Below are 24,161 nucleotides of genomic sequence, written 5' to 3'. Positions count from 1 at the left end.
CTGCATATCATCGTCGTGACAGTGACCGCTGCACCAGCATGGCGATGATGATGATCGCGCCCTGAATGGCCCCGATCAGATATTCGCTGACGAAGTTCGACAGCAGCATAATGTTGCCGACGATCTCCAGAATGAACGCACCGCAGATGGTGCCCCAAACCCGGGCGACGCCGCCGCGCAGCGCCGTTCCGCCGACCACAACAGCCGTAATGGCCTGCAATTCCCAAAGGATGCCGGTCGTCGCCGATGTAGACCCCAGACGAGGTACGTAGAGCAGCACGGCCACGGCCACGCAAAGCCCCTGAACCACATAAGCTATCGTGCGCACGCGCTTGACCGAAATGCCGGAATAACGGGCTACATCCTCGCTGGAGCCGACCGCAATCACATGCCGCCCATAGCGCGTGCGATAGAGGACGAAGGCAGCAATCGCCGCCGTGACGAAAATCGCGATCACTGGCACCGGAACCCCCAGAACCGTGCCGAAATAGGCGGGACGATAGAGCGACTGTATCTCCGGATTTCGAAGCGTGATCGCGCCGCCCTGCGACAGCCATGTCGTCAGGCCGCGATAGATGCCCATCGTACCGAGCGTCGCGATGAAGGGTTCAATCCCGCCAACCGTTGTGATCAGTCCGTTCAGGAGACCACAGGCAGCGCCCACTATGACCGCAAGCATGACGGCGGCGATAAGCATCAGCACCGGATCGGCAATGACGCCGCTATTCATGAACAGGATCATGATGCTGGCCACAAAGGCGACCATCGCGCCGACGGAAAGATCGAGCCCCCCCGACGAGATCACATAGGTCGCACCAAGCGCGATAATGGCGATGAAAGCGCTGCGCGTAGCGACATTCAGCAGATTGTCGATACCGATGAAATTGGGATTGGCGATTGTCCCAAGAACCAGCAGAAGAGCGAGCGCGATGAACGGCGCGATGGCTCTCAGATCCCAGTCTTTGGACGTCTTCGGCGCCCGGCTTTTGTCAGTCGCAACCTGTGTCATTGAATTCCCACTCATCGTCTTTTTCTATGTATTGCCGTTCAGGCTGCTTCCGCCGCGTCAACGCCGGTCGCCAGAACCACGATGTCATGTTCCGTCATCCGCTCGCCTGTGACCTCTCCGGCAATCCGCCCTTCACGCATCACGACGATACGGTCGCAGATACCGATCAGTTCGGGCATTTCCGATGACACGACGATGATCGAACGGCCCTCGTCGGCCAGATTGGCGATGAACTGATAAATCTGTTCCTTGGTCCCGACATCAATGCCGCGGGTCGGCTCGTCGATGATCACGATGGAGGGGTCGAGCATCATCATCTTGGCCAGAAGCAGCTTCTGCTGGTTACCGCCGGACAATTGCCCGGCCAGAATATCCTTGTTCCCCGTGCGAATGTCGAAATCGCGGATCGCATCGTCCAGCGCCGCCCGCTCCTTGTTGCGGTCAATCTGGAAGCGGCTGATGAATTTTTTCAAGGAGGCCAGAGTGAGGTTGATACCAAGATCCTTGGTCAGCAACAGCCCCTTGCCCTTGCGGTCTTCGCTCAGATAGGCGATGCCCGCCGTCAGACTGTCATGGGCATCGCGGAAATGCGCTGGCCGACCGTTATGGCGCACCTCACCTTTCCCGGGACGCAGGCCCACGACACCTTCCATCAGCTCAGTACGCCCCGCGCCGACCAGCCCTGCAAAACCCAGTATTTCGCCTCTGTTGAGGCGAAAGCTCGCTTCCTTGACATGGCCCGGCACCGAAAAGCCGCTGACTTCCAGAACGGCTTCGCCGCCATGCTGCGTTGCGCGGTCGGGATAGAGCTTCGCCACATCGCGCCCGACCATCAGACGCGCCATGTCGGCGGGCTGAAGCTCAGACGCCAGATGCGCAGAAACGAGCGTTCCGTCACGCAACACCGTCAACCGGTCGGATATTTCCTTCACCTCAGGCAAACGATGCGAGATGTAGAGAACCGCAACGCCCTTGGCGCGTATATCGCGAATAACCTTCAACAAGGCTTCCGTTTCGACAGGCGTCAGCGAGGCCGTCGGCTCATCGAAAATCACCACGCGATGCGGCACCAGCAAAACACGCGCAATCTGCACAAGCTGGCGCTGCGCTATCGACAGGCTGCCCACCACCGCGTCCGGATCAATATCGGTGCCGAGATCGAGTATCGCCTTGCGCGCACCCTCACGCATCAAGCGGTCGTTGACCGTAATGCCATTCGCCAGCTCTCGACCGAGATAAATGTTCTGCGCAACCGTCAGATCCGGCGCGAGCAATATTTCCTGATGCACCAGAACGATGCCCTGCGCTTCGGCTTCAACCGGATTGGCAAAGGAAATCGGCCTGCCGTCAATGCGGATTTCACCAGACGTCGGGCGTTCATTGCCCGCAAGAAGCTTCATCAGCGTCGATTTTCCGGCGCCATTTTCGCCGATGATCGCGTGAACTTCGCCACCGTAAATCTGTAGATTGATATTCTTCAGCACCTGCACAGGGCCGAAAGATTTCGACAGCGATCGGGCTTCAAGAAGCGCTGCTTTATCGGGTGTTACAGCCGCAATCATAAGCTCGCACCATTCGATGCGCCGCGTTCGCGGGCACAGCCTTCCCGCCAATGATCCTGATAATCAGATCGCACGTGAACTCCTCCCAAAGCCTCACAACCGGAAGCTTAACTTTCGTTTTGAGGTACGTAAAGCAAAATTGTGCAAACGTTGTCATTTCACGGTTCCCAAAAGTTGCAATGAACCGGCAGCGCCCTTGCGATCAGACCTCAGAACGCTATATGTATAGCACCCCCATATTTTAGATTGCTAAGTAATGTACGACCCAAAACAGGAACTGCACGCCGCGTTCACCATGGGCCTATCCACTGCGGCCCGAAAAATGCGCAACCTTTTCGATTCCCGCGTCCGGGCGCTCGGTCTGACGCTGTCGCGTGCACGCGTGATGCTCTTGCTTGCGCAGGACCGTGACTGGAACCAGCGCGAACTGGCCGATGCACTGGAAATCGAGCATCCGTCGGTTGTTCGCCTGCTGGACGGCCTTGAAAAACAGGAGCTTATTCGCCGTGTTCCGGTGGAAGGCGACCGTCGCGCAAAGCGCATCGAGCTGACCGCGGAAGGGCAGGAACAGGTGCGCGAACTTCAGGAATTAACTCATCATATTCGCGCCGAGCTTCTCGAAAAGATCGACCGGCAGTCGCTGGAAAATGCGCTTTTCGTGCTGCAGGAAGTGACCCGCACCGCTGAAACCGCACTGGTCGCGCAGGAAAGCTGAACAGATCAAATTCCCGTGCCGCGCTCTGGAATAGTTGCCGCAGTGGGCCTAGATTTATGCCGAATGACAGGGAGCCCACCCATGACTTACAGCAAGAATCCAGAGGCCATCGCCAAGCTGTCGCCGGAGCAATACCGCGTAACGCAGGAAAGCGGCACCGAGCGCCCCGGAACAGGCGAATATCTCTATAATAAGGAAGCCGGTATTTACGTCGATATCGTGTCCGGCGAACCGCTCTTTGCGTCCAGCGACAAATACGATTCCCATTGCGGCTGGCCAAGCTTCACCAAGCCGATTGAACCGGCCAATGTCAGCGAGTTGAATGATGTTTCGCATGGTATGGTTCGCACCGAAGTGCGGTCCACCCATGGCGACAGCCATCTTGGCCATGTCTTCCCGGACGGGCCGGTTGATCGGGGCGGCCTGCGTTATTGTATAAACTCAGCCGCCCTGCGCTTCATTCCAAAAGCGGAAATGGAAGCGGCAGGCTATGGCGATTATCTCGATCAGGTCGAAGATATCGCATAAAAGACAACAACAGCCTTTTCGCCCCCGCGAAAAGGCTGTTTGTTCTTAAGCACTCACGCCGATGGCGTAATCAGTCTTTTCAGAAGTGCTTTCAGCTCTTCGATCGAGCGATCGATCTCAAGCTTCTTCTTCTCAAGTTCGGCGAGCTTTGCGGAAAGGGTAGCCCGCAAGTCGTTGAGCTGGCTCAGATCGCTTGCGCCTTCTTTCCACAGATCGATAAGCTGTTTCGTCTCTGCGAGCGTAAAGCCGATCTGGCGACCGAACAAAATGAGACGCAGGCGTGTGTGGTCTTCACGGTCATAAAGACGCGTGACTCCAGCCCGCCTTGGGCTCAACAATCCCTTATCCTCGTAGAAACGCAATGCCCGCAGCGACAGCCCGAATTCGTGCGCCAGATCGCCGATCCTGAACAATGGGCCGCGTTGCTGGTTATCTTCTCCGACCTTCAAGCTGCTCCCAGTCAGGAGCTCCGCTATCGTCACAGGCTCAATGGCCTTTTCAATCATAGTCATCCCTGTTTCCGCCCCCGGAAACGCCCGTCCACCGCGCCGGAGCGCGATGGAACCTCGTTGAGAACCGACTAAGGGATAAACTTCGGCCATAAATGACCGGGCCAGCCCGTCGATTCTGGTTGTCCATACTGTCATGACAGACCCGGCCACTTCCGAACCTGGGCAATTTGGCGCCTACCACACCTGCACAGGCCTTCTGACCGGACAAATTGCGTTCAAAAACAAGCTGAAAACCCGCATATTAACGACTTGTTTACTACGTTTGTACAAATGTAGGTGCAGCAAGTTTATGCGGTTCTGCGTTCCCGAATTTGCGTCCGGCGACCCTTATCATTTGGAAAAGTGAATTTCTCATGGCAAATCCAGAGCTAGCTTCCGGTTCGCGTTCCAGAATTGATGAATTGAACGCACATCGCGAGCGCCGCCCCGCATCCGTAGCAATGCAGGAGCTTGATCGCACGCTCGCCGGCCTGGAGCGCCGGCTGATGGAGCTGGAACAGGACGCCCCCGCAGCACCGCAGCCGAACGCGCCTTCCTTTGCCGCTCCCCGCTATACGGACGAGACCGCAGCCGGTCTCGCAGAAATCGCCGACAATCTGCGCCGCCGCCGTGACAGTCAGCGCCAGCATCAGGCGCAGCCGAGCTTTGCTTCCAGCACCGAAATCAGCGACGCCAGCCGCGAAATGACGCGCATGCAGCGCGCTGCCAGCGAAGAAGGTTTTTCGCAGCGCATGAGCGACGATTTTGAGCGCCTCAGCGAAAGCGTGCGCCTGCTTGCCGAGCGCAGCAGCGAGGCCAATGCACAGGCTCTGCGGCGTCAGTTCGACGAATTGAACCGCACTGTCCACACACTTGCCCGTGAAGAAACCCTGCGCCGTCTCGACAATCGTTGGGACCGCTTCGACGAGCAGATGCAAGCTTTCGAGAAGCGGCACGATGCCGTCAATCCGGCTTTGAACGCCATCGGCTCGCGCCTTGAACAGATGCGCGAAGCCATCGGCACGTTGCCGCAGTCCCATGCGTTCAGCGCCATTGAAGAGCGGATTGGTCGGCTGGCGCACTCCATCGAAGACGCTTTGAACCCGCAAAATGCAGCTCCTTTCGAACAGGATATGCTGAACCAGATCGACACCCGGCTGGATGAAATCAGTCGCGCGATCATCGCGACCAGCCGCGCGCAACGCCCCGATCAGGAAGATGCCCGCCGACTGGAGCGTATCGAGAAGCGTCTCGCCGAGCTTGCAGACCAGATCGACGGCTCGGCTTCCCGCCAGAACTCCGATGTCTTGTTCCAGAAGCTGAGCGAGCTTTCGCAGCGCATCGATGTGCTCTCAAGCGGACAGGCCCTTCCCGACCGGATGGCAGAGCAGCTCGCCCATCAGATCAACCTTCTGGCCAATCAGGTCGCCAAGGTTACGGAAAATCTGAGCCAATCCGACTATCGCAGCGTGGAAGCGCGCCTCGAAGCCATCGGTCAGAAGTTGGAAAATGCTGAACGCCGTAGCCACGAGCCGGACCCTGCCGTTCTCGACACCATCGACCGTCGTTTCGCAGAACTGACGGAGCGCCTGGATGCGCAATATGGCAATCGCTCCATCGACAGCGACGCCATCCATACGCTCGAAGGCCGTCTTGACGATATTTCGCAGCAGATTTCGCTCGGATTGCTGCAAGCACCGCAATATGAAATGCCGAATCTGGCAGACAGTGAAGCGATCCGCAATCTGGAAGACCAGATTGCAAACATCGCCCATCATCTGGCCCAGCCGGTGGCCGAACTCGCCCAGATCAAGCCGCGCCTCGATTCCATCGAGCGCTCACTTGAAACGAACCGCGAAACCGTTCTCGACGCCGCACGCGAAGCTGCGGAAAGCGCGGTTGCGCGTGTTCTCCAGCATGGTTCTCAGGGCGATACGGCCATTGCCCGCCAGCTGGCAGACGATATGAAGTCGTTGGAAATGCTGGCGCGCAACACCGACGAGCGCAACAGCAAGACCTTTGAAGCCGTACACGACACGCTGGTCAAGATCGTGGATCGCCTGTCGCGTCTCGAACAGGATATGGGCAGTCAGGGCGCTGCAAGCGTCGCCAATCGCAGCCTCGATACGCATGAGAACGATGCACGCCCGGCCATGGCTTTGGCCGAGGAACCCGCACGCCGGTTTTCCGCTCCGGAAGCCAGCGCCCCGCGCCTGAACATCCCCCGCTCGCCTGCGACTGCTGCTGCGGAAGCAGCTTTTGCCACCATTCAAGGCGAAACCGCTGTCGTGACCGCACCGGCTGGCGAAGCGTCCGGCAAGTCGTCGCTGTTCGGTGGCCTTGCGAAAGCAATGCGCGGACGTCGCGCCGAGAAAAACAGCATCAATACCGACAACGATCTCAAGGCCGAAGGCTTCGACAAAAGCGACGCCCCGGCTTTCGAAAGCGGAATGGCCGCCGTTGAGCCAATCATCGAGAACGAACCGGACGCCCGGTTCGGCGGCGATCATATGCCGGACCTCAACTCCATCATGAAGCGCGTGCGTGAAGAACGCCGCCAGCGCGAAGATGCAGCCGATGCCGCTCTTGCAGCGAATGGCAAGGTCGATTTCATCACCGCCGCCCGCCGCGCCGCACAGCTTGCAGCCGCTGAATCCGAACAGCTTCAGAAGGGTTCAGCCAAGGGCGCAGGCAAGAAGAAAAAGTCCGTTGGCGACATTATGCAGCGCCAGCGTAAGCCGATCCTGATGGCCATCGGCGCTATCATGATCGCCATGGCGGGCCTGCAAGTTGGCAGCGCCTTCCTCACCCGTGACGAACCGACCGACATGACCGTCGATCTCGCGCCTCAGCCGGAAGCACCTGTTGTCGAAACGCCGGCAACACCGCAGGCTCCGGTACAGGCTGAAGCACCGGTCCAAGCCGAGACACCGCAAGTTGTTGAGCCGCGTCAGGAAAAAGCCCAAGCGCCTGCTGCATCCGAGCCTTCGCCCACCATTGAAACGGTCATCGCCAGCGCACCCACCACGCCGGTCGAAGCCTCCACACCTGAAGAGGCTGTGTCACCTTCCGCACCGGTTCAAGTCGCTATTCCGGCCATTCCGGAAGAAGCAGGTCCCGCTGCATTGCGCGAGGCAGCGGCCAAGGGCGATGCACGCGCCCTGTTCGAAATCGGCAATCGCTATATGGAAGGTCGCGGTGTCACCGCCGACTTTACCAAAGCCGCGCAATGGTACGACATTTCCGCCGGTCAGGGCTTTGCCCCGGCACAATATCGCCTTGGCAATTTCAATGAAAAGGGCCTCGGCATGCCGCGCGATCTGGACAAGGCCAAGACCTGGTATCAGCTCTCGGCGCAGCAAGGCAATGCAAGCGCGATGCACAATCTCGCCGTTCTGTTCGCAACCGGCGCAAACGGCGCCCCGGACAATGCCTCCGCCGCTCGCTGGTTTACTGAAGCTGCCGATCTCGGCGTGAAGGACAGCCAGTTCAATCTTGGCATTCTCGCCGCCAAGGGTCTCGGCATTCCGGTCAATCTGGAAGAGAGCTACAAGTGGTTTGCCTTGGCCGCCAATTCCGGTGACAAGGACGCGGCCCAAAAGCGCGACCAGATCGCCGAAGCGCTTAAGCCGGAACAGCTGGAAAAGGCAAAGGCCGCGGTCCAGTCCTGGAAGGCGAAGCCGCTGAACGAAGCCACCAATTCCATTGACGTGCCGGATGCCTGGACGGAAGCCAAGCCGACCACCACCGGCTCGGTCGATATGAAGAAGGCGGTTCGTAACATCCAGCTCATCCTTCAGAAGAACGGCTATGATGTCGGCACCGCCGACGGCGTGATGGGCGGCAAGACCCGCACGGCCATTGCCTCGTTCCAGAAGGCCAATGGTCTGCAGCCGACCGGCAATGTCGATCAGAAGCTGGTTCAGCTGTTGTTGCAGAAGAACACGTAATATCTGTCGCCAGAGGCGGCCAACCATTGCAGGAAAGTAACACGTCCGACGCAAGGTAACCGTAATGACAATCGGCGTTTGACTTAAACGTCCCGGCAGCGCAAGACGGTAGGCGAACAGGCCTCGCGGAATTGCGCGACCGCAGCGGGCCGGAGAAGCGTATGCGTCCGTGAGAGCCGGGTTCGGAATTGGGTATTTATCTTCCCATTGCGGAATTATCGGTCAACATGCTGGTTCTGCTCAGCATGGGCGCTGCGGTTGGCTTTCTTTCCGGGCTATTCGGTGTCGGCGGTGGCTTTCTGATCACGCCACTGCTGATCTTCTACAACATTCCGCCTGCCATTGCCGTTGCCACCGGCGCCAATCAGGTTATCGCCTCGTCTGTTTCCGGCGCGCTTGTCCATTTCAAGCGGCGCACGCTTGATATCAAGCTCGGCCTGTTTCTCGTTGCAGGCGGTATTGGCGGATCTCTGCTCGGTATTTTCGTCTTCTCATGGCTGCGCGAGCTGGGCCAGCTCGATCTAATCGTATCCATCCTCTATGTGTTTTTCCTTGGCAGTGTCGGCGGACTGATGCTGGTGGAAAGCCTGCGCGCCTTGCGGCGAGTCAAGAAAGGCGGTGCGGTGCGCCGCCCCGGCCAGCACACATGGATCCACAAGCTGCCGTTAAAGATGCGGTTCCGCGCCTCGACCATCTATGTCAGCATTATCCCGGTTCTCGGCATCGGATTTTTCATCGGCCTTCTATCATCGGTCATGGGTGTTGGCGGCGGCTTCATCATGGTGCCCGCGCTGATCTATCTGCTGCATGTGCCGACCAATGTGGTCGTGGGCACTTCGCTCTTCCAGATCACGTTCGTGACGGCCTTCACGACAGTCATGCAGGCGACGACAAACCAGTCCATCGATATCGTGCTGGCTTTCCTGCTGATGGTCGGCGGCGTGATCGGCGCCCAATATGGCGCGCGTGCCGGCCAAAAACTGCGCGGTGAGCAGTTGCGGCTCTTGCTGGCTCTGCTGGTGTTGGCCGTTGCTTTGCGCCTGGCCTTTGGCCTGTTCGTGCGGCCCGACAATCTTTTCTCCATCACGATAGCGGATTTTTGAGATGCGGGCCGCTGCTCTCACCTCGGCAATGGCTCTGTCGCTGATCGCGAGCGCAGCTTTTGCACAGGTCAACGCCAGCGGTGATGGCAATACGGTCCCGCAATTGCAGACGCCTGCGGAAGAAACCATCGATATTGGCCTTTCAACCGAGACCATCGCCATCACCTCCAATTTCGGCGGCACCGACCTGACCATTTTTGGCGCGTTGGACAATGCCGATCCGATGATCCAGCGGCAGGGGCGTTACGATATCGTCGTGGTTTTGCAGGGACCGGAGCGCAATCTGGTGGTGCGCAAGAAAGAGCGTTATCTGGGCGTCTGGATCAACGCCAGCTCGGAAACTTTTCTCGGCGTTCCACTGTCCTATTCGCTCGCCTCGACGCGCAATCTGCAGGATATTGCGGATGAGAAGATCTACCGTCAGCTTTCGGTCGGCGTTCGCAATTTCTATTTGAACCCGGAAGATCCTGCGAGCCTCTCCGGCAACATTCCGAAATTCGGCAACGAGCTTCGCGAGATGAAAATCCGGCAGGGGCTTTACAGCCAGCGCATCGGCGGCGTGGAATTCGTGTCCCGCACTCTGTTTCGCGCGACGCTCAACCTGCCAGCCAATGTGCCGGTCGGACGACACAAGGCGCGCGCACTTTTGTTTCGCAACGGTGTATTTTTGCGAGAGGCCAATGCCAGCCTCGAAATCGTCAAAGCCGGTCTGGAGCAAAGCGTCTATAACGCCGCCCACCAATATAGCCTGCTCTATGGTCTGTTCGCGGTTTTTCTGGCGGTCTTCACCGGCTGGTTCGGACGTATCCTGTTCCGGAAGGACTAATCACCCGCCGTGCAGCGCGCCACGGGCAATCGGATAAACCTTGCCCTGCCCCAACATATAGGCGCGCAGTGTTTCATCGACAAAAAGGCCGCGAAAGGCGCGATCCAGCACGTTGAGCGCGCCGGTATAGGCGCCAAAGGCGGGCATGATCAGCCTTTCGCCGTCGCTGACGAAACAGGGGCGGCGCACGGAGCGCCCGCGCCGCACGATGCGCGCAGCCGGATGAAGATGGCCCGCAATCTCGCCCTGCCCAAGCTTGCGCGAGGGTTCGTGCCGAAACACCAGCGGTCCGACCGCCAGTTCCTCCACGCAATCGCCCGGCAGATCGACCGGACGTTCGGGATCGTGATTGCCGGTGATCCAGAACCAGTCGCGGTGTTCCATCAGCGACTTCAGTCGGATGGCATAAAGCGACGGCAGGCGCTCGCTCGCTTTCGGATCATGAAAACTGTCGCCAAGACTGATGATCGCTTTGGGCTGGTAACGGGCAACCGCCGCGGCCAGCATATCGAGCGTTGCCGCCGTATCATAGGGCGGAATGAGCTGCCCGCGCCGGGCGAAGGATGAACCCTTTTCCAGATGCAGGTCGGACACGACCAGCATGGCGAGATCGGGCAGAAAAAGTGCCCCGGAAGGATCGCAGACGGCGGCGATACCGCGCACTTGCGTGTGCGCGAGACTATAGGCCTCACCATTGCTCCAGACAGCCGTTCTCATTCCGAAACACTCATTCCCAATTCTTATTCCATCGCCTCGCGGATGAGATCGTCAGCCGTTTCCTCAAGCAGCATTTCATCGCCCTCGCCTGCCACACGCTCGCGCCCGATTTCCAGCATCACCGGCAGGGCCAGCGGCGAAATATGTTCAAGCGGCTTGTGCAAGATATGTCCTTTCACGCGCGCCAGCATGTCGCCGAGGCGCTTGATATCGAGAAGTCCCGTCGCGGCATCCGCCCGCGTCGCCTGCAACAGAATATGATCCGGCTCGTGGCTGCGCAGCACGTCATAGATCAGATCGGTGGATACCGTCACCTGCCGCCCGGTTTTTTCCAACCCCGGATGACGCCGCTCGATCAAACCGGAAATCACGGCGCAATTGCGGAAAGTGCGCTTTAAAAGATAGCTTTCGTCGAGCCATGCTTCGAGATCGTCGCCCAGCATATCCTCATCGAACAGGCGTGTGAGATTGAGTGAACCGGAGCGTATCATCGCACCCATATCCTTCAGCCCCCAGAGGCCCAGTGAATAATCGGTGGCGACAAAGCCCAGCGGATGTGCGCCCATCCGCTCCAGACGGCGCGTCAGCAACATGCCGAGCGTCTGATGGGCAAGCCTGCCCTCAAAGGGATAGGCTACCATATAGAACCGACCGCCACGCGGAAACGTCTCGATCAGCAATTCATCGGTGCGCGGCAGCACGGATTTGAATTCCTGTACCTCCAGCCACTCGCGCACCTGTTCGGGCAGAAACTGCCAACGGGTGCGATCGGCCAGCATGGCGCGCACTTGCGAGGCGAGATAGGTCGACAGCGGGAACTTTCCGCCCGCATAAACGGGAATTTTTGCGTCCTGCCCGGCCGCACTGGTGGCGATGCATTCGTTTTCGCGAATGCCTTCGAAACGCAACACCTTGCCTGCGAACAGGAAAGTATCGCCCGGCGTCAGCGTTTCCAGAAAATATTCTTCGATCCGGCCCAAAACCCGACCACCATAGGCGCTGGCTTTCTTGCCGCCGCGGGTGAGCCGCACGTTCAGTTCCGGCGCTTCGACAATCGTTCCGATGTTCAGGCGATATTGCTGCGCGATCCGCGGATTGGACACACGCCACGTGCCGTCCGCCGTCTTGCGGATTTTGGCAAAGCGCTCATAAGTCTTGAGTGCATAACCGCCCGTTGCGACGAAATCCAGAATGCGATCAAAGCTTTGGCGCGAAAGGTTCATGTAAGGTGCAGCACTGCGCACTTCGGCAAAAAGCTGGTCGGCATTGAACGGTTCGGCGCAGGCCATGCCGAGCACATGCTGCGCCAGCACATCAAGCGCACCGTCGATCAGCGGCGGCGTATCCTGCGCGCCGAGATAATTGGCGTCGAGAGCGGCGCGACACTCCATCACCTCGAAACGGTTGGCAGGCACCAGAATGGCGCGGCTCGGTTCGTCCATACGGTGATTGGCGCGACCGATACGCTGCGCCAGACGGCTTGCCCCCTTGGGCGCACCGACATGGATGACGAGATCGACATCGCCCCAGTCGATACCAAGATCGAGCGTGGACGTCGCAACAACCGCCCGCAACGTATTGGCGGCCATGGCCTGTTCGACCTTGCGGCGCTGGCTGGCATCGAGTGAGCCATGATGCAGAGCAATCGGCAGCGTATCCTCATTGATGCGCCACAGCTCCTGAAACAGCATTTCCGCCTGACTTCGCGTATTGACGAAAAGCAGCGTGGTCCGATGCGTCCGGATCGCCTCATAAACATCGGCAATGGCGTAACGCGCGGAATGTCCGGCCCAGGGCACCCGTTCCTCGGAGTCGAGAATGGAGATTTCGGGCTTCGCGCCACCATCCACCGTCACCAGACCGGCTTTGGGATCGGTGCCGTCCTGGTCGACAAGCCAGCGGCGCAGTTGGTCTGGTTCTGCAACGGTCGCGGACAGCCCGATAGTCTGCAATTGCGGTTGCAGGCGGCGCAGTCGCGCCAGCCCCAGTGCCAGCAAATGGCCGCGCTTGGAAATCACCAGCGAATGCAACTCATCCAGCACCACATAGCGCAGCCCCTTGAAGAACTGGTCTGCCCCTTTGGACGCGATCAGCAGGGCAAGCTGTTCCGGTGTCGTCAGCAGAATATCCGGCGGCGCCAGCTTCTGCCGCTGGCGCTTATGCGCAGGCGTATCGCCGGTGCGGGTCTCTATGGTGATATCGAGCCCCATTTCCTCCACCGGCACGGTGAGGTTGCGATGGATATCGACAGCGAGCGCCTTCAACGGCGAGATATACAACGTATGAACGCCCCGCTTCGCCATACCCGGCCTTTTACGGCCTTTCCGCTCAAGATCCACCAGCGCGGGCAAAAACCCGGCCAGCGTCTTGCCTGCGCCGGTCGGCGCGATCAGCAAGGTTGATTGCCCCTCTTCCGCACGCGCCAGGAGTTCGAGCTGATGGGCGCGCGGCGACCAGCCCTTGGAACCGAACCATTCGACAAAACGGTCCGGCAGGGCAAAAGCGGCAGATGCGGCGGCGGGTTTCAAATTCAGTTTCACGCCCCCAATCTAATAGCCGCGCGGCACCGCGCCAAGATGTTTGTTCACTTTTGTTCTCATTTTGTCAGCAATGACGCCACCCGTCTCTTTTCAGCGCGAAGCTGCTGACCTATCTAGGCCCTATGCGCTTCAACCAGCTCTTATGTTCCTCTCCAAAAGGTCTTTATTGCCCGCCCGGCGATTTTTATATCGATCCGGTGCGTCCGGTGGAGCGCGCGCTGATCACCCATGGCCATTCCGATCATGCCCGCGCGGGACACACCCATGTTCTGGCCACCCAGGAGACCCTCGATATCATGCGCCTTCGCTATGGCGAGGGTTTTGCCGAGACCGTGCAGCCGGTTGGGCTTGGTGAAACGCTGACGATCAATGGCGTTCACGTCAGTTTCCATGGCGCTGGCCATGTGCTCGGTTCAGCACAGATCGCTGTTGAGAAGAATGGGTGTCGCATTGTTGCATCGGGTGACTACAAGCGCTCTGCCGACCCGACCTGCGCGCCATTCGAGCCGATCAAATGCGATGTCTTCATCACCGAAGCGACATTTGCGCTGCCGGTGTTTCGTCATCCCGATGCGTCGCATGAAGTCGCAAAGCTTCTGAAATCCCTCACGCTCTTTCCTGAGCGCGCACATATGGTCGGCGCTTATTCGCTCGGCAAGGCGCAGCGCGTGATCAAGCTCATTCGCAATGCAGGCTATAGCGATCCGATCTATATTCACGGCGCACTGGAAACATTGTGCGACTATTACCAGATGCGCGGTATCGATCTCGGCCCGCTCGAACCCGCAACATTGGAGCGCGGTGAGAAACAGCCTGACTTTGCGGGCAAAATCATCGTCGGCCCGCCGTCCGCTTTTTCCGACCGCTGGGCGCGGCGTTTTCCCGATCCGGTGTCGGCCTTTGCCTCCGGCTGGATGCGCATCCGCCAACGCGCCAAGCAACAGGGCATCGAACTGCCGCTGATCATCCCCGACCATTGCGACTGGGATGAGCTTACGAAAACAATATCGGAATTTGCGCCCGCCGAAGTCTGGGTCACGCATGGGCGGGAGGAGGCTCTGGTTCGTTGGTGCGAATTGCAGAACATCCCCGCCAAGCCGCTGCATCTAATCGGCTATGAAGATGAGGCCGATTAATGCGTGCTTTCGCCGAACTTCTTGATCGTCTGGTTCTCACCCCGCAGCGTAATGGCAAGCTGCGCCTGCTTGCAGATTATTCCCGCACCAGGCCCGATCCCGACCGGGGACTGGCGCTGGCCGCCATCACGCGCGATCTGGAATTGCAAAGCGTGAAACCCGCCATGCTTCGCGCCCTGATCGCGGAACGAACAGACCCGACGCTTTTCGCCTATTCCTATGATTATGTCGGCGATCTGGCTGAAACCATTTCGCTGATCTGGCCCGGCCCCAGCGAGACCTCGCCGGGCACCAATCTGTCGCTCGGCGTGGTGGTGCATGAATTGCAACGGGCCTCGCGCCGCGAAGGCCCCCTACTGGTTGCAGGCTGGCTCGATCTTCTCGGCATATCGGAACGCTATGCCCTGCTGAAACTTGTGACCGGCAGCTTGCGCATCGGCGTTTCAGCACGCCTTACCAAACAGGCGCTCGCCGATTTCGGCGGCGTGGAGGTGACAGAGATCGAAGAACTCTGGCATGGCCAGTCACTGCCCTATACGGAGCTTTTTGCCTGGCTTGAGGGCCTTGCTCCCAAACCAGCCGCGACGGCCGATGCCCCCTTTCGCCCCGTCATGCTGGCCACTGCACTGGATGACGCGGAAATACCCTCGCTCGATCCCGCCGCTTTCAGCGTGGAATGGAAATGGGACGGCATCCGTGTGCAAGCCGTTTCGGAAAACGGGGTGCGCAAGCTCTACTCCCGCACCGGCGATGATATTTCCAGCGCTTTTCCAGACGTGCTGGAGGCGATGGACTTTGAAGGCGCGATTGATGGCGAACTTCTCGTCGGGCATCATGGTGAAACCGGCATTGAAACCGCCACTTTCTCCGACCTGCAACAGCGGTTGAACCGCAAGACCGTCAGCGTCAAACAATTGCGCGATTATCCGGCTTTCATCCGCGCTTATGATCTATTGCAAGACGGCAACCAGCAATCTGGTGAGGATTTGCGCGCCCTGCCCTTTGTCGAGCGCCGCAGGCGGCTTCAAACCTTCGTCAGCAAACTCGACCCGCGCCGGTTCGATCTGTCCCCTGTACTGCCCTTCGTCGATTTTGACGAACTCGCCGCCCTGCGCGTCAACCCACCGCACCCGGTTATCGAAGGCGTGATGTTGAAACGGCATGATAGCGCCTATCTTCCCGGCCGCCCAAAGGGTCCTTGGTTCAAGTGGAAGCGCGATCCGTTCACGGTGGATGCGGTGGTTGTCTATGCCCAGCGCGGCCATGGCAAACGCTCCAGCTACTATTCCGACTTCACCTTCGCGGTCTGGACAGGACCGGAGGACGAGCCGGTTTTGGTGCCGGTCGGCAAGGCCTATTTCGGCTTCACCGATGAGGAACTGAAATTGCTGGATAAATTTGTTCGCGAAAACACCATCGAGCGTTTTGGTCCCGTGCGTTCGGTGCGCGCAGAACCTGATCATGGGCTCGTGGTGGAAGTGGCCTTCGAAGGATTGAACCGGTCAACACGGCATAAATCCGGTGTCGCGATGCGCTTTCCGCGCTTCTCGCGGCTGCGCTGGGATAAGCCGCCTCGCGAAGCGGATCGGCTTGAAACGCTGGAAAAGCTGCTCAGCTAAATCTCCTCCAAGTCTGGAGAAGAAAAGTCAGTAGCCCTCTGTTTTTCAACGACTATTTTGCATTCGCCGAAACGCGGATTTCGTAGATGTCAACCGGCTTCCCCGATCCGGTCAGGTCGGAATTGATCGTGATGACACCGGCGCGACCGGCTTTCCTGCCACCTGCAAAATCCAGATCGAACAGAAAATCGTTCCGCGATTCACCGACGTCATACCGTCTGCGCCCGCAATCGCCAAAGCCTGCAAAATCGCAGCTGACCGACATTTGCGTGATCTTGCCGCCATCGGCCTTGGCGATGATATCGAACGTGGCCGTCTTGCCCGCAAGCTGATCCAGAATGCCTTCGCCAACGTCGAATTTGACGGTATCGCCTTCACCCGAAGATTTCACGCGCGCAAAGCTGCTTGGGCCATCGCGCAAGATTTCAGCCGTAGCGCTGCCCTGCACCGACATGCGCGTCGCTTCGGACGGCTGGAAAATGGTAATCCACTTGGCTCCGCCCGGCTCTTCACCGTCCTTCAGCGGCGCTCCGCCTCCTTCGCCAAGCAATGGACTATTGGAAGGGCCACGGCTCAGATCGGTGAAGCTGCTGTAAAGCGAATAGCCGATCATGACGGCGACAAGCAGCACCAGCGCGGGAATACCATAGCTATAAAAGGGCGAATGGCGCTTCTTCCTGCCACGCTTTTCCTTACGCGATACTCCGCCTTCATAACCAAGATCGGCACTGGTGCCCTTTTTCTTTGTGGAACGGGATCGAATATCACTGGTGTCGAGCGCCGGAGCACCGCTCGCTGCCGCGGCACCACCTAGGACAGGATCATCGCGATGCGGCGCATCCAGCGATGGCTCCGCATAGTCTCCACTCTGGCGCGGCGCAGAGAACTCCTGCTCGATATCGGAGATCGCATCTTTGAGCTTCTGACGGCGCTGTTCTTTTTGGGCGTCGCTCAACGCCGTGTTGGCAGCGAGCGCACGTTCATGGGCGCCCCATGCGGATTCGTAGATACGCTGGCGGGTCGCAGGATTATAGGCATCCGCTTTGGCAAATGCGTTTCTGATGGCGCGTTCTATACTATCCAAAGGCCGCTCGTCCCCGTGTTCACGTTTCCCGCCTTTTGTGCATTCCAAAAGTTCAAAACCGACTTCCAGAAAGCAGCTTTTCACAAGCCTCAGCGAATTTAACGTCTGAATCAAGGCATTTAGCCGTTCAATAACCGATTTGGCTACCTGATAAGACCCGCCTTGCCGTCAAATATCGACTTTCAACGCGCTTTTCCCCGAACCTTTGGTCCCGTCGCTTCACCCTAGCAGATTGAATCTGATGCAGAAACCCGATCCGAGGACGCCTGGCAGCACAAAATATCGGCCAGTTTCATAGTCTCCGCATCAGAATTCTGGGCTCCCTATCTGCCTGTTGCGCCTTCGTATCTGACACTCCAGGCCAAAATCGAACCGCGAAATCAATATGCCGAAACAGAATCATCATCTAATGCATTGCAGCTGGTCCCGAACCGATCGGTGGACTGCCCATGCCACGCATTTTAAAAATGCTTTCGCTTGGTTCTCCGAGCGAATCTCATTTAATCTTTCGTATTGCCGTTCTGTGCAGGCATGCTAGAGATATTACGTTTACGCAAACGTCAATTTTTTGAGGAGAATAATATGGCCTTGCCGGATAGTTTGAAGAACAGATTGCGCATTCCTGTCGTCGGCGCGCCCCTATTCATCATTTCGCATCCGGCGCTTGTTATGGCGCAATGCAAGGCTGGCGTCGTTGGTTCGTTCCCTGCCCTCAATGCGCGCCCTGAAGCACAGCTGGATGAATGGCTGGCGGAAATCACAGAAGGGCTCGCCGCCCACGACAAGGCCAATCCAAACCATCCGGCAGCGCCATTCGCAGTCAATCAGATCGTCCACCGTTCCAACAAGCGGCTGGAGCACGATCTCGGCCTTTGTGTGAAATACAAAGTGCCGATTGTCATTTCCTCACTCGGCGCAGTGCCCGAGGTGAACGCCGCGATCCATTCCTATGGCGGCATGGTGCTGCATGATGTCATCAACAACCGCCACGCCAATTCTGCCATTCGCAAAGGCGCGGACGGTTTGATCGCGGTGGCAGCTGGCGCAGGCGGCCATGCTGGTCCACTATCCCCTTTCGCGCTGGTGCAGGAAATCCGGGCTTGGTTCGACGGGCCGCTACTTCTTTCCGGAGCGATCGCCAACGGCCGCTCGATTCTCGCAGCACAAGCCATGGGTGCGGACCTCGCCTATATTGGCTCGCCATTCATAGCGACGACGGAAGCCCGCGCAGTCGACGCCTATAAGCAGATGATTGTCGATTCAAACTCCTCCGACATCGTCTACTCGAACTATTTCACCGGCATCGCAGGCAATTATCTCAAGCCTTCCATTGCCCAGTCTGGCCTCGACCCGGATAATCTGCCTGAAGCCGATCCTTCCAAGATGGATTTTGAACAAGCTCAGAAGGATGGTGCGAAAGCCTGGAAGGATATCTGGGGCTGCGGACAGGGCGTTGGCGCAATTCATGAAATCGCTCCGGCGGCAGCGCTGATTGACCGTCTAGAGCGTGAATATAAGGAAGCGCGCAGTCAACTCTGTGCTGGCGCATAAGGCATATTGCCAGCGCGCTTCGAACAGGGCCTCTCCGATGGAAGGCCCTGTTTTCACAAGGTTTGAAACAATATTTCGGTTTGTTCGATTTCGGCCTTGCTTTCCGTTCTGCTTTTGGTTATCAGCGCACCGTCCAGACGGAAACGAATGGAATCTCCCACGGGAGTTGGAACGAAGGTTCCTAGGCCGCTTTAGCTCAGTTGGTAGAGCACATCATTCGTAATGATGGGGTCGCGTGTTCGAGTCACGCAAGCGGCACCATAAAATCAAGCATTTAACTTGTTTTCGTTTTCACCATTTTGATGCTAGCAATCAAATAGCAATCACCTTCGTTATTTATAATTTGCATTGCAAAACTTCCATGTGAAGCAGCATAAAATCCCGGTGGAAAAACGTTCGGGAATACACAGAATCCGCCTGAGCTGCACGTCGTTACAATATTTCTGTATTGTCGAACTCGAATACTCTTGTTGTTATGTTAACAACAACGTCCATCGCGTTTCGTAATCGGACACCATGTATGTTAGGTGGGCTCAGATAAATGGCGAAAAAGCCTGATAACAAAAATGAGCAGCCTAGCCTTGAGCAGCTCTATCTCAGCCTCACCGAGCACCTCGTTCGAAAATACAATATGTCATTGAGCTTTCTCACGACGCAGACTGACATTGCTCGAGAACATCCCCTGCCCTCAACAAACTATGAGCGTGACCATCTGCTGACGTCTGAGCAAGCTGCTGGTGTTTTAGGTTTAAGTCCAAAGACCCTTGCTAACTAGCGGTTCCAGCACATTGAGAACTTACCTTATCGAAAAGTGGTCAAAGCTATTCGTTATAAATACGGCGATCTATTAGCTTTTATTGGTTTACAAAAGAGAGAAAATACTAGTCAGAAGTGAAGCAGTTTCTATTATCTGAAAACGCAATGACTAATCCTTTTGAATCGCCGCAATGGGGCCAGACGCTGACCGTCCGCTTATGCGTTATGAGCGGAGTTAGCTGCCATTCGGCAGCAGATCAGACCTGCGGCTAGCCAATCAGATTGTGGCCCTACATGAGCCTTTCCGCTCGCACTCGCATTGCTGGGTCAAGTTCGAGTGAATGACGCGCGATCTTGTCGAAACGGACGGACGTTGTCTCATTGATGGCGCGCAGGTCCCCATCAAGCGAACCAGCCATTATCTGGCGAAACGTGATTGATGAACGCCCCACGTTCAGCACCTGAGAGCGGATCGTCATCAAGTCCCCGGCGGGCACTTCCTTTTTATATTCCATTGTCGAGCGCACATCCGCCCAACCGAAACCCTCATCCGGGATTTTCCCGGCTATGTGTCCCAGTAGCAGAAAGCTCGCATCGTCGAACATCCCGGCATAATACCGGACATTCATATGTCCCATGACGTCGCACATCCACGGATGTACTACGCCGATAAAAGTCACAAGACCGCTCATCGCGCTACCGACTGATAGCCGCCCAGGAAAGCGGTGAGATTGTCACCCAGCGCATCGCAAAGATAACCACCTTCCTGCACGATGACGGTTGGTAGTCGAAGCTTTGCAATTGCTTCGGCAATGCGTCCGAAACCGCCAGTGGTAACCGACAATCCGCCGAATGGATCACCCTCGAAGGGGTCAAGACCAAGTGCTACCACCAGCGCATCTGGCGCGAAGGCTTCGATACGACGAAAAGCCGTATCGAGCGACGCGAGGAACTCGTCATCGCCAGATTTACGCGGCAGAGGCAGATTGAGGTTGTAGCCAAGACCAGCCCCTTCACCGCGTTCATCGGCATGGCCCCAGAAAAATGGATAGAAGCGCAGCGGATCGGCGTGAATCGAGACTGTCAAAACATCGGGACGCGCATAGAAAATGCCTTGCGTGCCGTTGCCGTGATGCAGATCGACATCGAGGATTGCGACGCGTTCGGCCTTCGAGCGTAGCCGCTGCGCGGCAACCGCCGAATTGTTGACGAAACAAAAGCCGCCAGCAACATCGGCAAAGGCGTGATGCCCCGGTGGACGGCAGAGCGCATAGGCCGCCACCTCGCCTGCAAGCACCGCATCGGCGGCGTCAACCGCACTCCAGGCACTCCAGCACACGCTTTCCCATGTGTGTTCGGCTATCGGGCAAGCCGTATCGGCCATGTGATAGCCAACCTGCCCGACGGCGGATGCCGGATAGCGGCCGTCACGCGCCAGCGGATGAATGTTCGGGATGACCTCTTCCGAAGCCTCCTCAATGCGCCGCCAACGCGGATAGATATGCTGTAAGAACTCCAGATATTCCGGCGTATGCACAGCTGAAATCGGGGCTAGACCGTTATTTTGCGGGCGGATGATCTCGCAGCCTGCTGCCTTGGCACCCGCAAGCAGACGTTCGACGCGCTCTGGCTGTTCGGGGTTTGGCTTCGGCGCGCCGCTGGAAAGAAAGGCTTTCGGGTCGTGGCGCTTTTGCTCAACAGCGTAGAAGGCTTTCATGACTGCTCCCTAGTTTGCATTGATACGCGCCAGACGGGCAAAATCCTCGCCATAAGCGCCATGATCGAGGTCGGTTTCGATCCAGCCAATACCCAGCCTTTGGTAAAATCGTTGCGCGGCAACATTGTCCCGATCCACAACCAGCCGCAGATAAACGCCGCCGCGTGCTATCGACCATGATGCAACATGGCGAAGCAAAATCTCGCCTACCCGCCGACCGCGAAACCCTTCATCGACATAGAGGTCCTGCACAAAGACACCAGGCTTCCCAAGCCATGTCGAGAAAATCGGGAAGAACAGCGCCAGTCCTGCAAATACCTCGTCCACCTCGGCGATCAGGCTGGTAAAAGCCGCGTTGGGACCAAAGCCGTGGCGGCGAAAGTCTTCTACCGTACTGGAGACTTTGCCTGCAGCACCCAGCCCCGCGCCCATCGCGCGGATCGCCTCGTGAATCTGTTCAGCATCGGCAGGCTCGGCGACCCGGATCACAACGCCCGCTTTGCTATCCAACACAATCTTTGGCATCAGAACGCCACCCTGTCTCCACCCTTCAGGCCCAAATAGTCGCGCGCCTCCTCGGGTGTGGCAACTTCAAGCGACAAGCCGTCAAGAATGCTACGAATGCGCCGCACCTGATCGGCATTGCTCCTAGCCAGCTTTCCCCGTCCGTCGTAGAGGCTGTCTTCCAGGCCGACACGCACATTGCCGCCCATGGCCGCCGCCATTGTGATCATTGGAATCTGGTGCCTGCCTGCTGCCAGAACCGAGAAGGAATAGTCGTCGCCGAAAAGCTTGTCGGCGATGCGTTTCATATGCATGAGGTTTTCCGGGTCTGCGCCGATGCCGCCCAGAATACCGAAGACGAACTGGATGAACAGATGACCGGTAACCAACCCATGGTCGCGAAAATAAGCCAGTGAATAGAGATGGCCGACATCGTAGCATTCAAACTCGAAGCGTGTGCCGCAGCCCTGACCAAGACTGGTCAGAATGCCTTCCATATCCGCGAAAGTGTTCTTGAAAATCGAATGGCGCGTTGCCTCCAACAGTTCCGGCTCCCATGCGTGCTTCCACTCGCGTGGCTTATCGAGGGCTGGAAACAGTGCGAAATTCATCGAGCCCATATTGAGCGAACACATTTCCGGTTGCGCCTTGAGCGGCGCGGCCAGCCGGTCATCCAGCGTCATCAATGACGACCCGCCAGTGGAAATATTCACCACGGCCGCAGTCGATTGCTTGATGCGGGGCAGGAACTGCATGAACAGGTCCGGATTGGCGGACGGTCTGCCATCACGCGGATCGCGGGCATGGAGATGCAGGATGGATGCGCCCGCTTCCGCCGCCGCAATGGCTTCGCTGGCGATCTCCTCCGGCGTAACCGGCAAGTGCGGCGACATGGTTGGAGTGTGCACGGAGCCCGTCACTGCGCAGGTGATGATCACCTTGCGCTGTGTTTTCTTCTTCTCGGTCATGATCCGGTTACCTTATGCGTTCACGGGCAGCTTGAGTTCACGCGCCAGAACCTCCAGCGTATCGCCAAGGATCGCGGTGATCTCGCCAACTTGTTCTCTGCTCACGATCATCGGCGGACAGACGAGGAAGTGATCGCCTTCAACACCACCCCGCGTGCGGCGCGAATAGATGATCAGACCACGCTCATAGGCAAGATCGACCATGCGCTGATGAGCGTTCAGCTCCTTCGGCAGCGGCTTCATGGTTTCAGGATCTGACACGAATTCGGCTGCCAGCAACAACCCCTTGCCACGCACATCACCGATGAACGGGAAGCGCTTCGCCAGTCCTTCCAGCTCGCCCTTCAGCGCATCGCCCATATGGGCGGCATTGCCGACCAGATCGAGACGGTCAATCTCCTGAAGCACCGCCTTGCCAGCCGCGCAAGCCAGCGGATTGCCCGCATAAGTGAAGCCGTGCAGGAAACCGCCAGCATCCAGCACCGGCTGCACGATGCGTCCGGGCGCAGCCATTGCGCCAAGCGGGCAATAGCCAGAAGCGAACCCTTTCGAAAGCGCGATGAGATCGGGCTTGCAGTTCCAGTGGTCGCCGCCCAGAAACTTGCCGGTACGTCCTGCACCGCTCATCACCTCGTCGTGGATGAGCAGGATGCCATAACGGTCGCAGATTTCGCGGATACGCGGATAATAGCTGTCGGGCGCGACCAGCGCGCCGGTCGACGCTCCACCGATCGGCTCCATGATGAAGGCGAGTACGCTTTCGGGCCCCTCTTCCTGAATCTTCTCCTCCAGCATGTCGGCATATTTCTGGCCGCGCTGTTCCAGCGTGAGATTGTCGCGGTCGAGATAGGCGGTCGGTGCCGGGACTTTCGGCATTTCGCGCATGATGGGTGCGAAAGGCTCGCTCAAAGCCGCGTAGCCGGTGACAGCCAGCGCCCCAAGCGCACCGCCATGGTACGACGGAAACCGCGAAATCACTTTCCAGCGTGTGCCTTGCCCGGTCGCAACCGCCCATTGGCGGGCAAGCTTGATGCAGGATTCCACCGCTTCCGAACCGCCGGACACAAAGAAAATCTTGTCGAGCCCTTCCGGCATACGCTCGGCGGCCATGCGCGCCAGATCTTCCGCCGGTTCATTTTCGAAGTGCAGACGATAAGCGAAGGTGACGCGATCCATCTGCTCTTTCATGGCGTCGAGCACGTTGCGATTGCCGTGGCCGATATTGACCACCATCGCGCCGCTAGAGCCGTCGATGACCCGGCGTCCATCCTGATCCCAGATGTAGATACCTTCGGCACGATCCACCAGCGGCCTGCGCAGGCGCGACTGGTAGAAAAGATGCGATACCGGGCGTTCATTCTGTGCTTTTGTGTTGAGCATGGCGT

General features: G+C 58.0%; 20 protein-coding genes and 1 tRNA gene. 10 read left to right on the top strand and 11 right to left on the bottom strand.

The window, feature by feature from the left end; all coding sequences use genetic code 11:
- Positions 1–7: 7 nt before the first annotated feature.
- Together JAU75_RS21110 and JAU75_RS21105 are read right to left on the bottom strand one after the other, a co-directional pair.
- Entirely contained in the window at positions 8–1,009 is a 1,002-nt protein-coding gene (locus JAU75_RS21110) for an ABC transporter permease (protein WP_199058495.1), read from the bottom strand.
- 38 nt (positions 1,010–1,047) lie between these two features.
- The gene (locus JAU75_RS21105) at positions 1,048–2,571 is read right to left on the bottom strand and encodes a sugar ABC transporter ATP-binding protein (RefSeq protein ID WP_199058464.1); all 1,524 of its coding nucleotides are present in this window, start codon (positions 2,569–2,571) and stop codon (positions 1,048–1,050) included.
- Between the two features lie 256 nt (positions 2,572–2,827).
- On the opposite strand from JAU75_RS21105, the gene JAU75_RS21100 reads away from it, so the two are divergent.
- Together JAU75_RS21100 and msrB are read left to right on the top strand one after the other, a co-directional pair.
- Positions 2,828–3,286, top strand: a complete 459-nt coding sequence (locus tag JAU75_RS21100) for a MarR family transcriptional regulator (protein ID WP_247880573.1) — start codon at positions 2,828–2,830, stop codon at positions 3,284–3,286.
- 81 nt (positions 3,287–3,367) lie between these two features.
- On the top strand, positions 3,368–3,814 hold the full coding sequence (gene msrB / locus JAU75_RS21095; RefSeq protein ID WP_199058463.1) for a peptide-methionine (R)-S-oxide reductase MsrB: 447 nt from the start codon (positions 3,368–3,370) through the stop codon (positions 3,812–3,814).
- 53 nt (positions 3,815–3,867) lie between these two features.
- Here the strand turns inward: msrB and JAU75_RS21090 are convergent, their stop codons facing one another.
- Positions 3,868–4,320, bottom strand: a complete 453-nt coding sequence (locus tag JAU75_RS21090) for a MerR family DNA-binding transcriptional regulator (protein WP_199058493.1) — start codon at positions 4,318–4,320, stop codon at positions 3,868–3,870.
- Between the two features lie 698 nt (positions 4,321–5,018).
- On the opposite strand from JAU75_RS21090, the gene JAU75_RS21085 reads away from it, so the two are divergent.
- The 3 genes from JAU75_RS21085 (at position 5,019) to JAU75_RS21075 (ending at position 10,184) form a co-directional block, all read left to right on the top strand.
- Positions 5,019–8,255 carry a peptidoglycan-binding protein gene (locus JAU75_RS21085; protein WP_371836223.1) on the top strand — a complete coding sequence of 1,079 codons (3,237 nt, stop codon included), beginning with the start codon at positions 5,019–5,021 and terminating at the stop codon, positions 8,253–8,255.
- Positions 8,256–8,482: 227 nt separating this feature from the next.
- On the top strand, positions 8,483–9,358 hold the full coding sequence (locus JAU75_RS21080; RefSeq protein ID WP_247880575.1) for a sulfite exporter TauE/SafE family protein: 876 nt from the start codon (positions 8,483–8,485) through the stop codon (positions 9,356–9,358).
- A gap of 1 nt (position 9,359) precedes the next feature.
- On the top strand, positions 9,360–10,184 hold the full coding sequence (locus JAU75_RS21075) for a TIGR02186 family protein (RefSeq protein WP_199058460.1): 825 nt from the start codon (positions 9,360–9,362) through the stop codon (positions 10,182–10,184).
- Here JAU75_RS21075 and pdeM read toward each other — a convergent pair whose 3' ends face one another.
- Positions 10,185–10,901 carry a ligase-associated DNA damage response endonuclease PdeM gene (gene pdeM / locus JAU75_RS21070; RefSeq protein WP_199058459.1) on the bottom strand — a complete coding sequence of 239 codons (717 nt, stop codon included), beginning with the start codon at positions 10,899–10,901 and terminating at the stop codon, positions 10,185–10,187.
- A 23-nt stretch (positions 10,902–10,924) separates the two neighbouring features.
- Positions 10,925–13,441 carry a ligase-associated DNA damage response DEXH box helicase gene (locus tag JAU75_RS21065; RefSeq protein WP_199058458.1) on the bottom strand — a complete coding sequence of 839 codons (2,517 nt, stop codon included), beginning with the start codon at positions 13,439–13,441 and terminating at the stop codon, positions 10,925–10,927.
- A gap of 122 nt (positions 13,442–13,563) precedes the next feature.
- Here JAU75_RS21065 and JAU75_RS21060 point away from each other — a divergent pair, with 122 nt between their 5' ends.
- Both JAU75_RS21060 and JAU75_RS21055 read left to right on the top strand, forming a co-directional pair.
- Entirely contained in the window at positions 13,564–14,577 is a 1,014-nt protein-coding gene (locus tag JAU75_RS21060) for a ligase-associated DNA damage response exonuclease (RefSeq protein WP_199058457.1), read from the top strand.
- Positions 14,577–16,196, top strand: coding sequence for a cisplatin damage response ATP-dependent DNA ligase (locus tag JAU75_RS21055; protein ID WP_199058456.1), 1,620 nt, complete (start codon positions 14,577–14,579; stop codon positions 16,194–16,196). Before JAU75_RS21060 ends, JAU75_RS21055 begins: the two co-directional genes overlap by 1 nt.
- A 52-nt stretch (positions 16,197–16,248) precedes the next feature.
- Here the strand turns inward: JAU75_RS21055 and JAU75_RS21050 are convergent, their stop codons facing one another.
- On the bottom strand, positions 16,249–17,280 hold the full coding sequence (locus tag JAU75_RS21050) for a hypothetical protein (protein WP_199058455.1): 1,032 nt from the start codon (positions 17,278–17,280) through the stop codon (positions 16,249–16,251).
- A 582-nt stretch (positions 17,281–17,862) separates the two neighbouring features.
- Between JAU75_RS21050 and JAU75_RS21045 the strand changes: the two genes are divergently transcribed.
- The 3 genes from JAU75_RS21045 (at position 17,863) to JAU75_RS21035 (ending at position 19,606) form a co-directional block, all read left to right on the top strand.
- Positions 17,863–18,831 (top strand): nitronate monooxygenase family protein, encoded by a 969-nt coding sequence (locus JAU75_RS21045; RefSeq protein WP_199058454.1) that lies wholly within the window; start codon positions 17,863–17,865, stop codon positions 18,829–18,831.
- A 185-nt stretch (positions 18,832–19,016) separates the two neighbouring features.
- Positions 19,017–19,092 (top strand) — tRNA-Thr (locus tag JAU75_RS21040).
- 280 nt (positions 19,093–19,372) lie between these two features.
- The gene (locus tag JAU75_RS21035; RefSeq protein WP_199058453.1) at positions 19,373–19,606 is read left to right on the top strand and encodes a hypothetical protein; all 234 of its coding nucleotides are present in this window, start codon (positions 19,373–19,375) and stop codon (positions 19,604–19,606) included.
- 271 nt (positions 19,607–19,877) lie between these two features.
- On the opposite strand, the gene JAU75_RS21030 is transcribed toward JAU75_RS21035, so the two are convergent.
- The 5 genes from JAU75_RS21030 to JAU75_RS21010 are packed head-to-tail and all read right to left on the bottom strand — an operon-like array spanning position 19,878 to position 24,156.
- Complete coding sequence (locus JAU75_RS21030; protein WP_199058452.1) at positions 19,878–20,279, bottom strand: acyl-CoA thioesterase; 402 nt, start codon at positions 20,277–20,279, stop codon at positions 19,878–19,880.
- On the bottom strand, positions 20,276–21,304 hold the full coding sequence (locus tag JAU75_RS21025; RefSeq protein ID WP_199058451.1) for a histone deacetylase family protein: 1,029 nt from the start codon (positions 21,302–21,304) through the stop codon (positions 20,276–20,278). Before JAU75_RS21025 ends, JAU75_RS21030 begins: the two co-directional genes overlap by 4 nt.
- 9 nt (positions 21,305–21,313) lie before the next feature.
- Positions 21,314–21,829: a GNAT family N-acetyltransferase gene (locus tag JAU75_RS21020; protein ID WP_199058450.1), complete on the bottom strand. Its 516-nt coding sequence runs from the start codon at positions 21,827–21,829 to the stop codon at positions 21,314–21,316.
- The gene (locus tag JAU75_RS21015; protein ID WP_199058449.1) at positions 21,829–22,776 is read right to left on the bottom strand and encodes a 3-keto-5-aminohexanoate cleavage protein; all 948 of its coding nucleotides are present in this window, start codon (positions 22,774–22,776) and stop codon (positions 21,829–21,831) included. Before JAU75_RS21015 ends, JAU75_RS21020 begins: the two co-directional genes overlap by 1 nt.
- 12 nt (positions 22,777–22,788) lie before the next feature.
- Positions 22,789–24,156: an aspartate aminotransferase family protein gene (locus JAU75_RS21010; protein ID WP_199058448.1), complete on the bottom strand. Its 1,368-nt coding sequence runs from the start codon at positions 24,154–24,156 to the stop codon at positions 22,789–22,791.
- Between the last annotated feature and the right edge of the window lie 5 nt (positions 24,157–24,161).

This window comes from Ochrobactrum sp. Q0168, assembly GCF_016427605.1.
Lineage (GTDB): Bacteria > Pseudomonadota > Alphaproteobacteria > Rhizobiales > Rhizobiaceae > Brucella.
The sequence above is the reverse complement of the archived record's forward strand: the minus strand, read 5'-3'. Positions and strand labels throughout refer to the sequence as shown.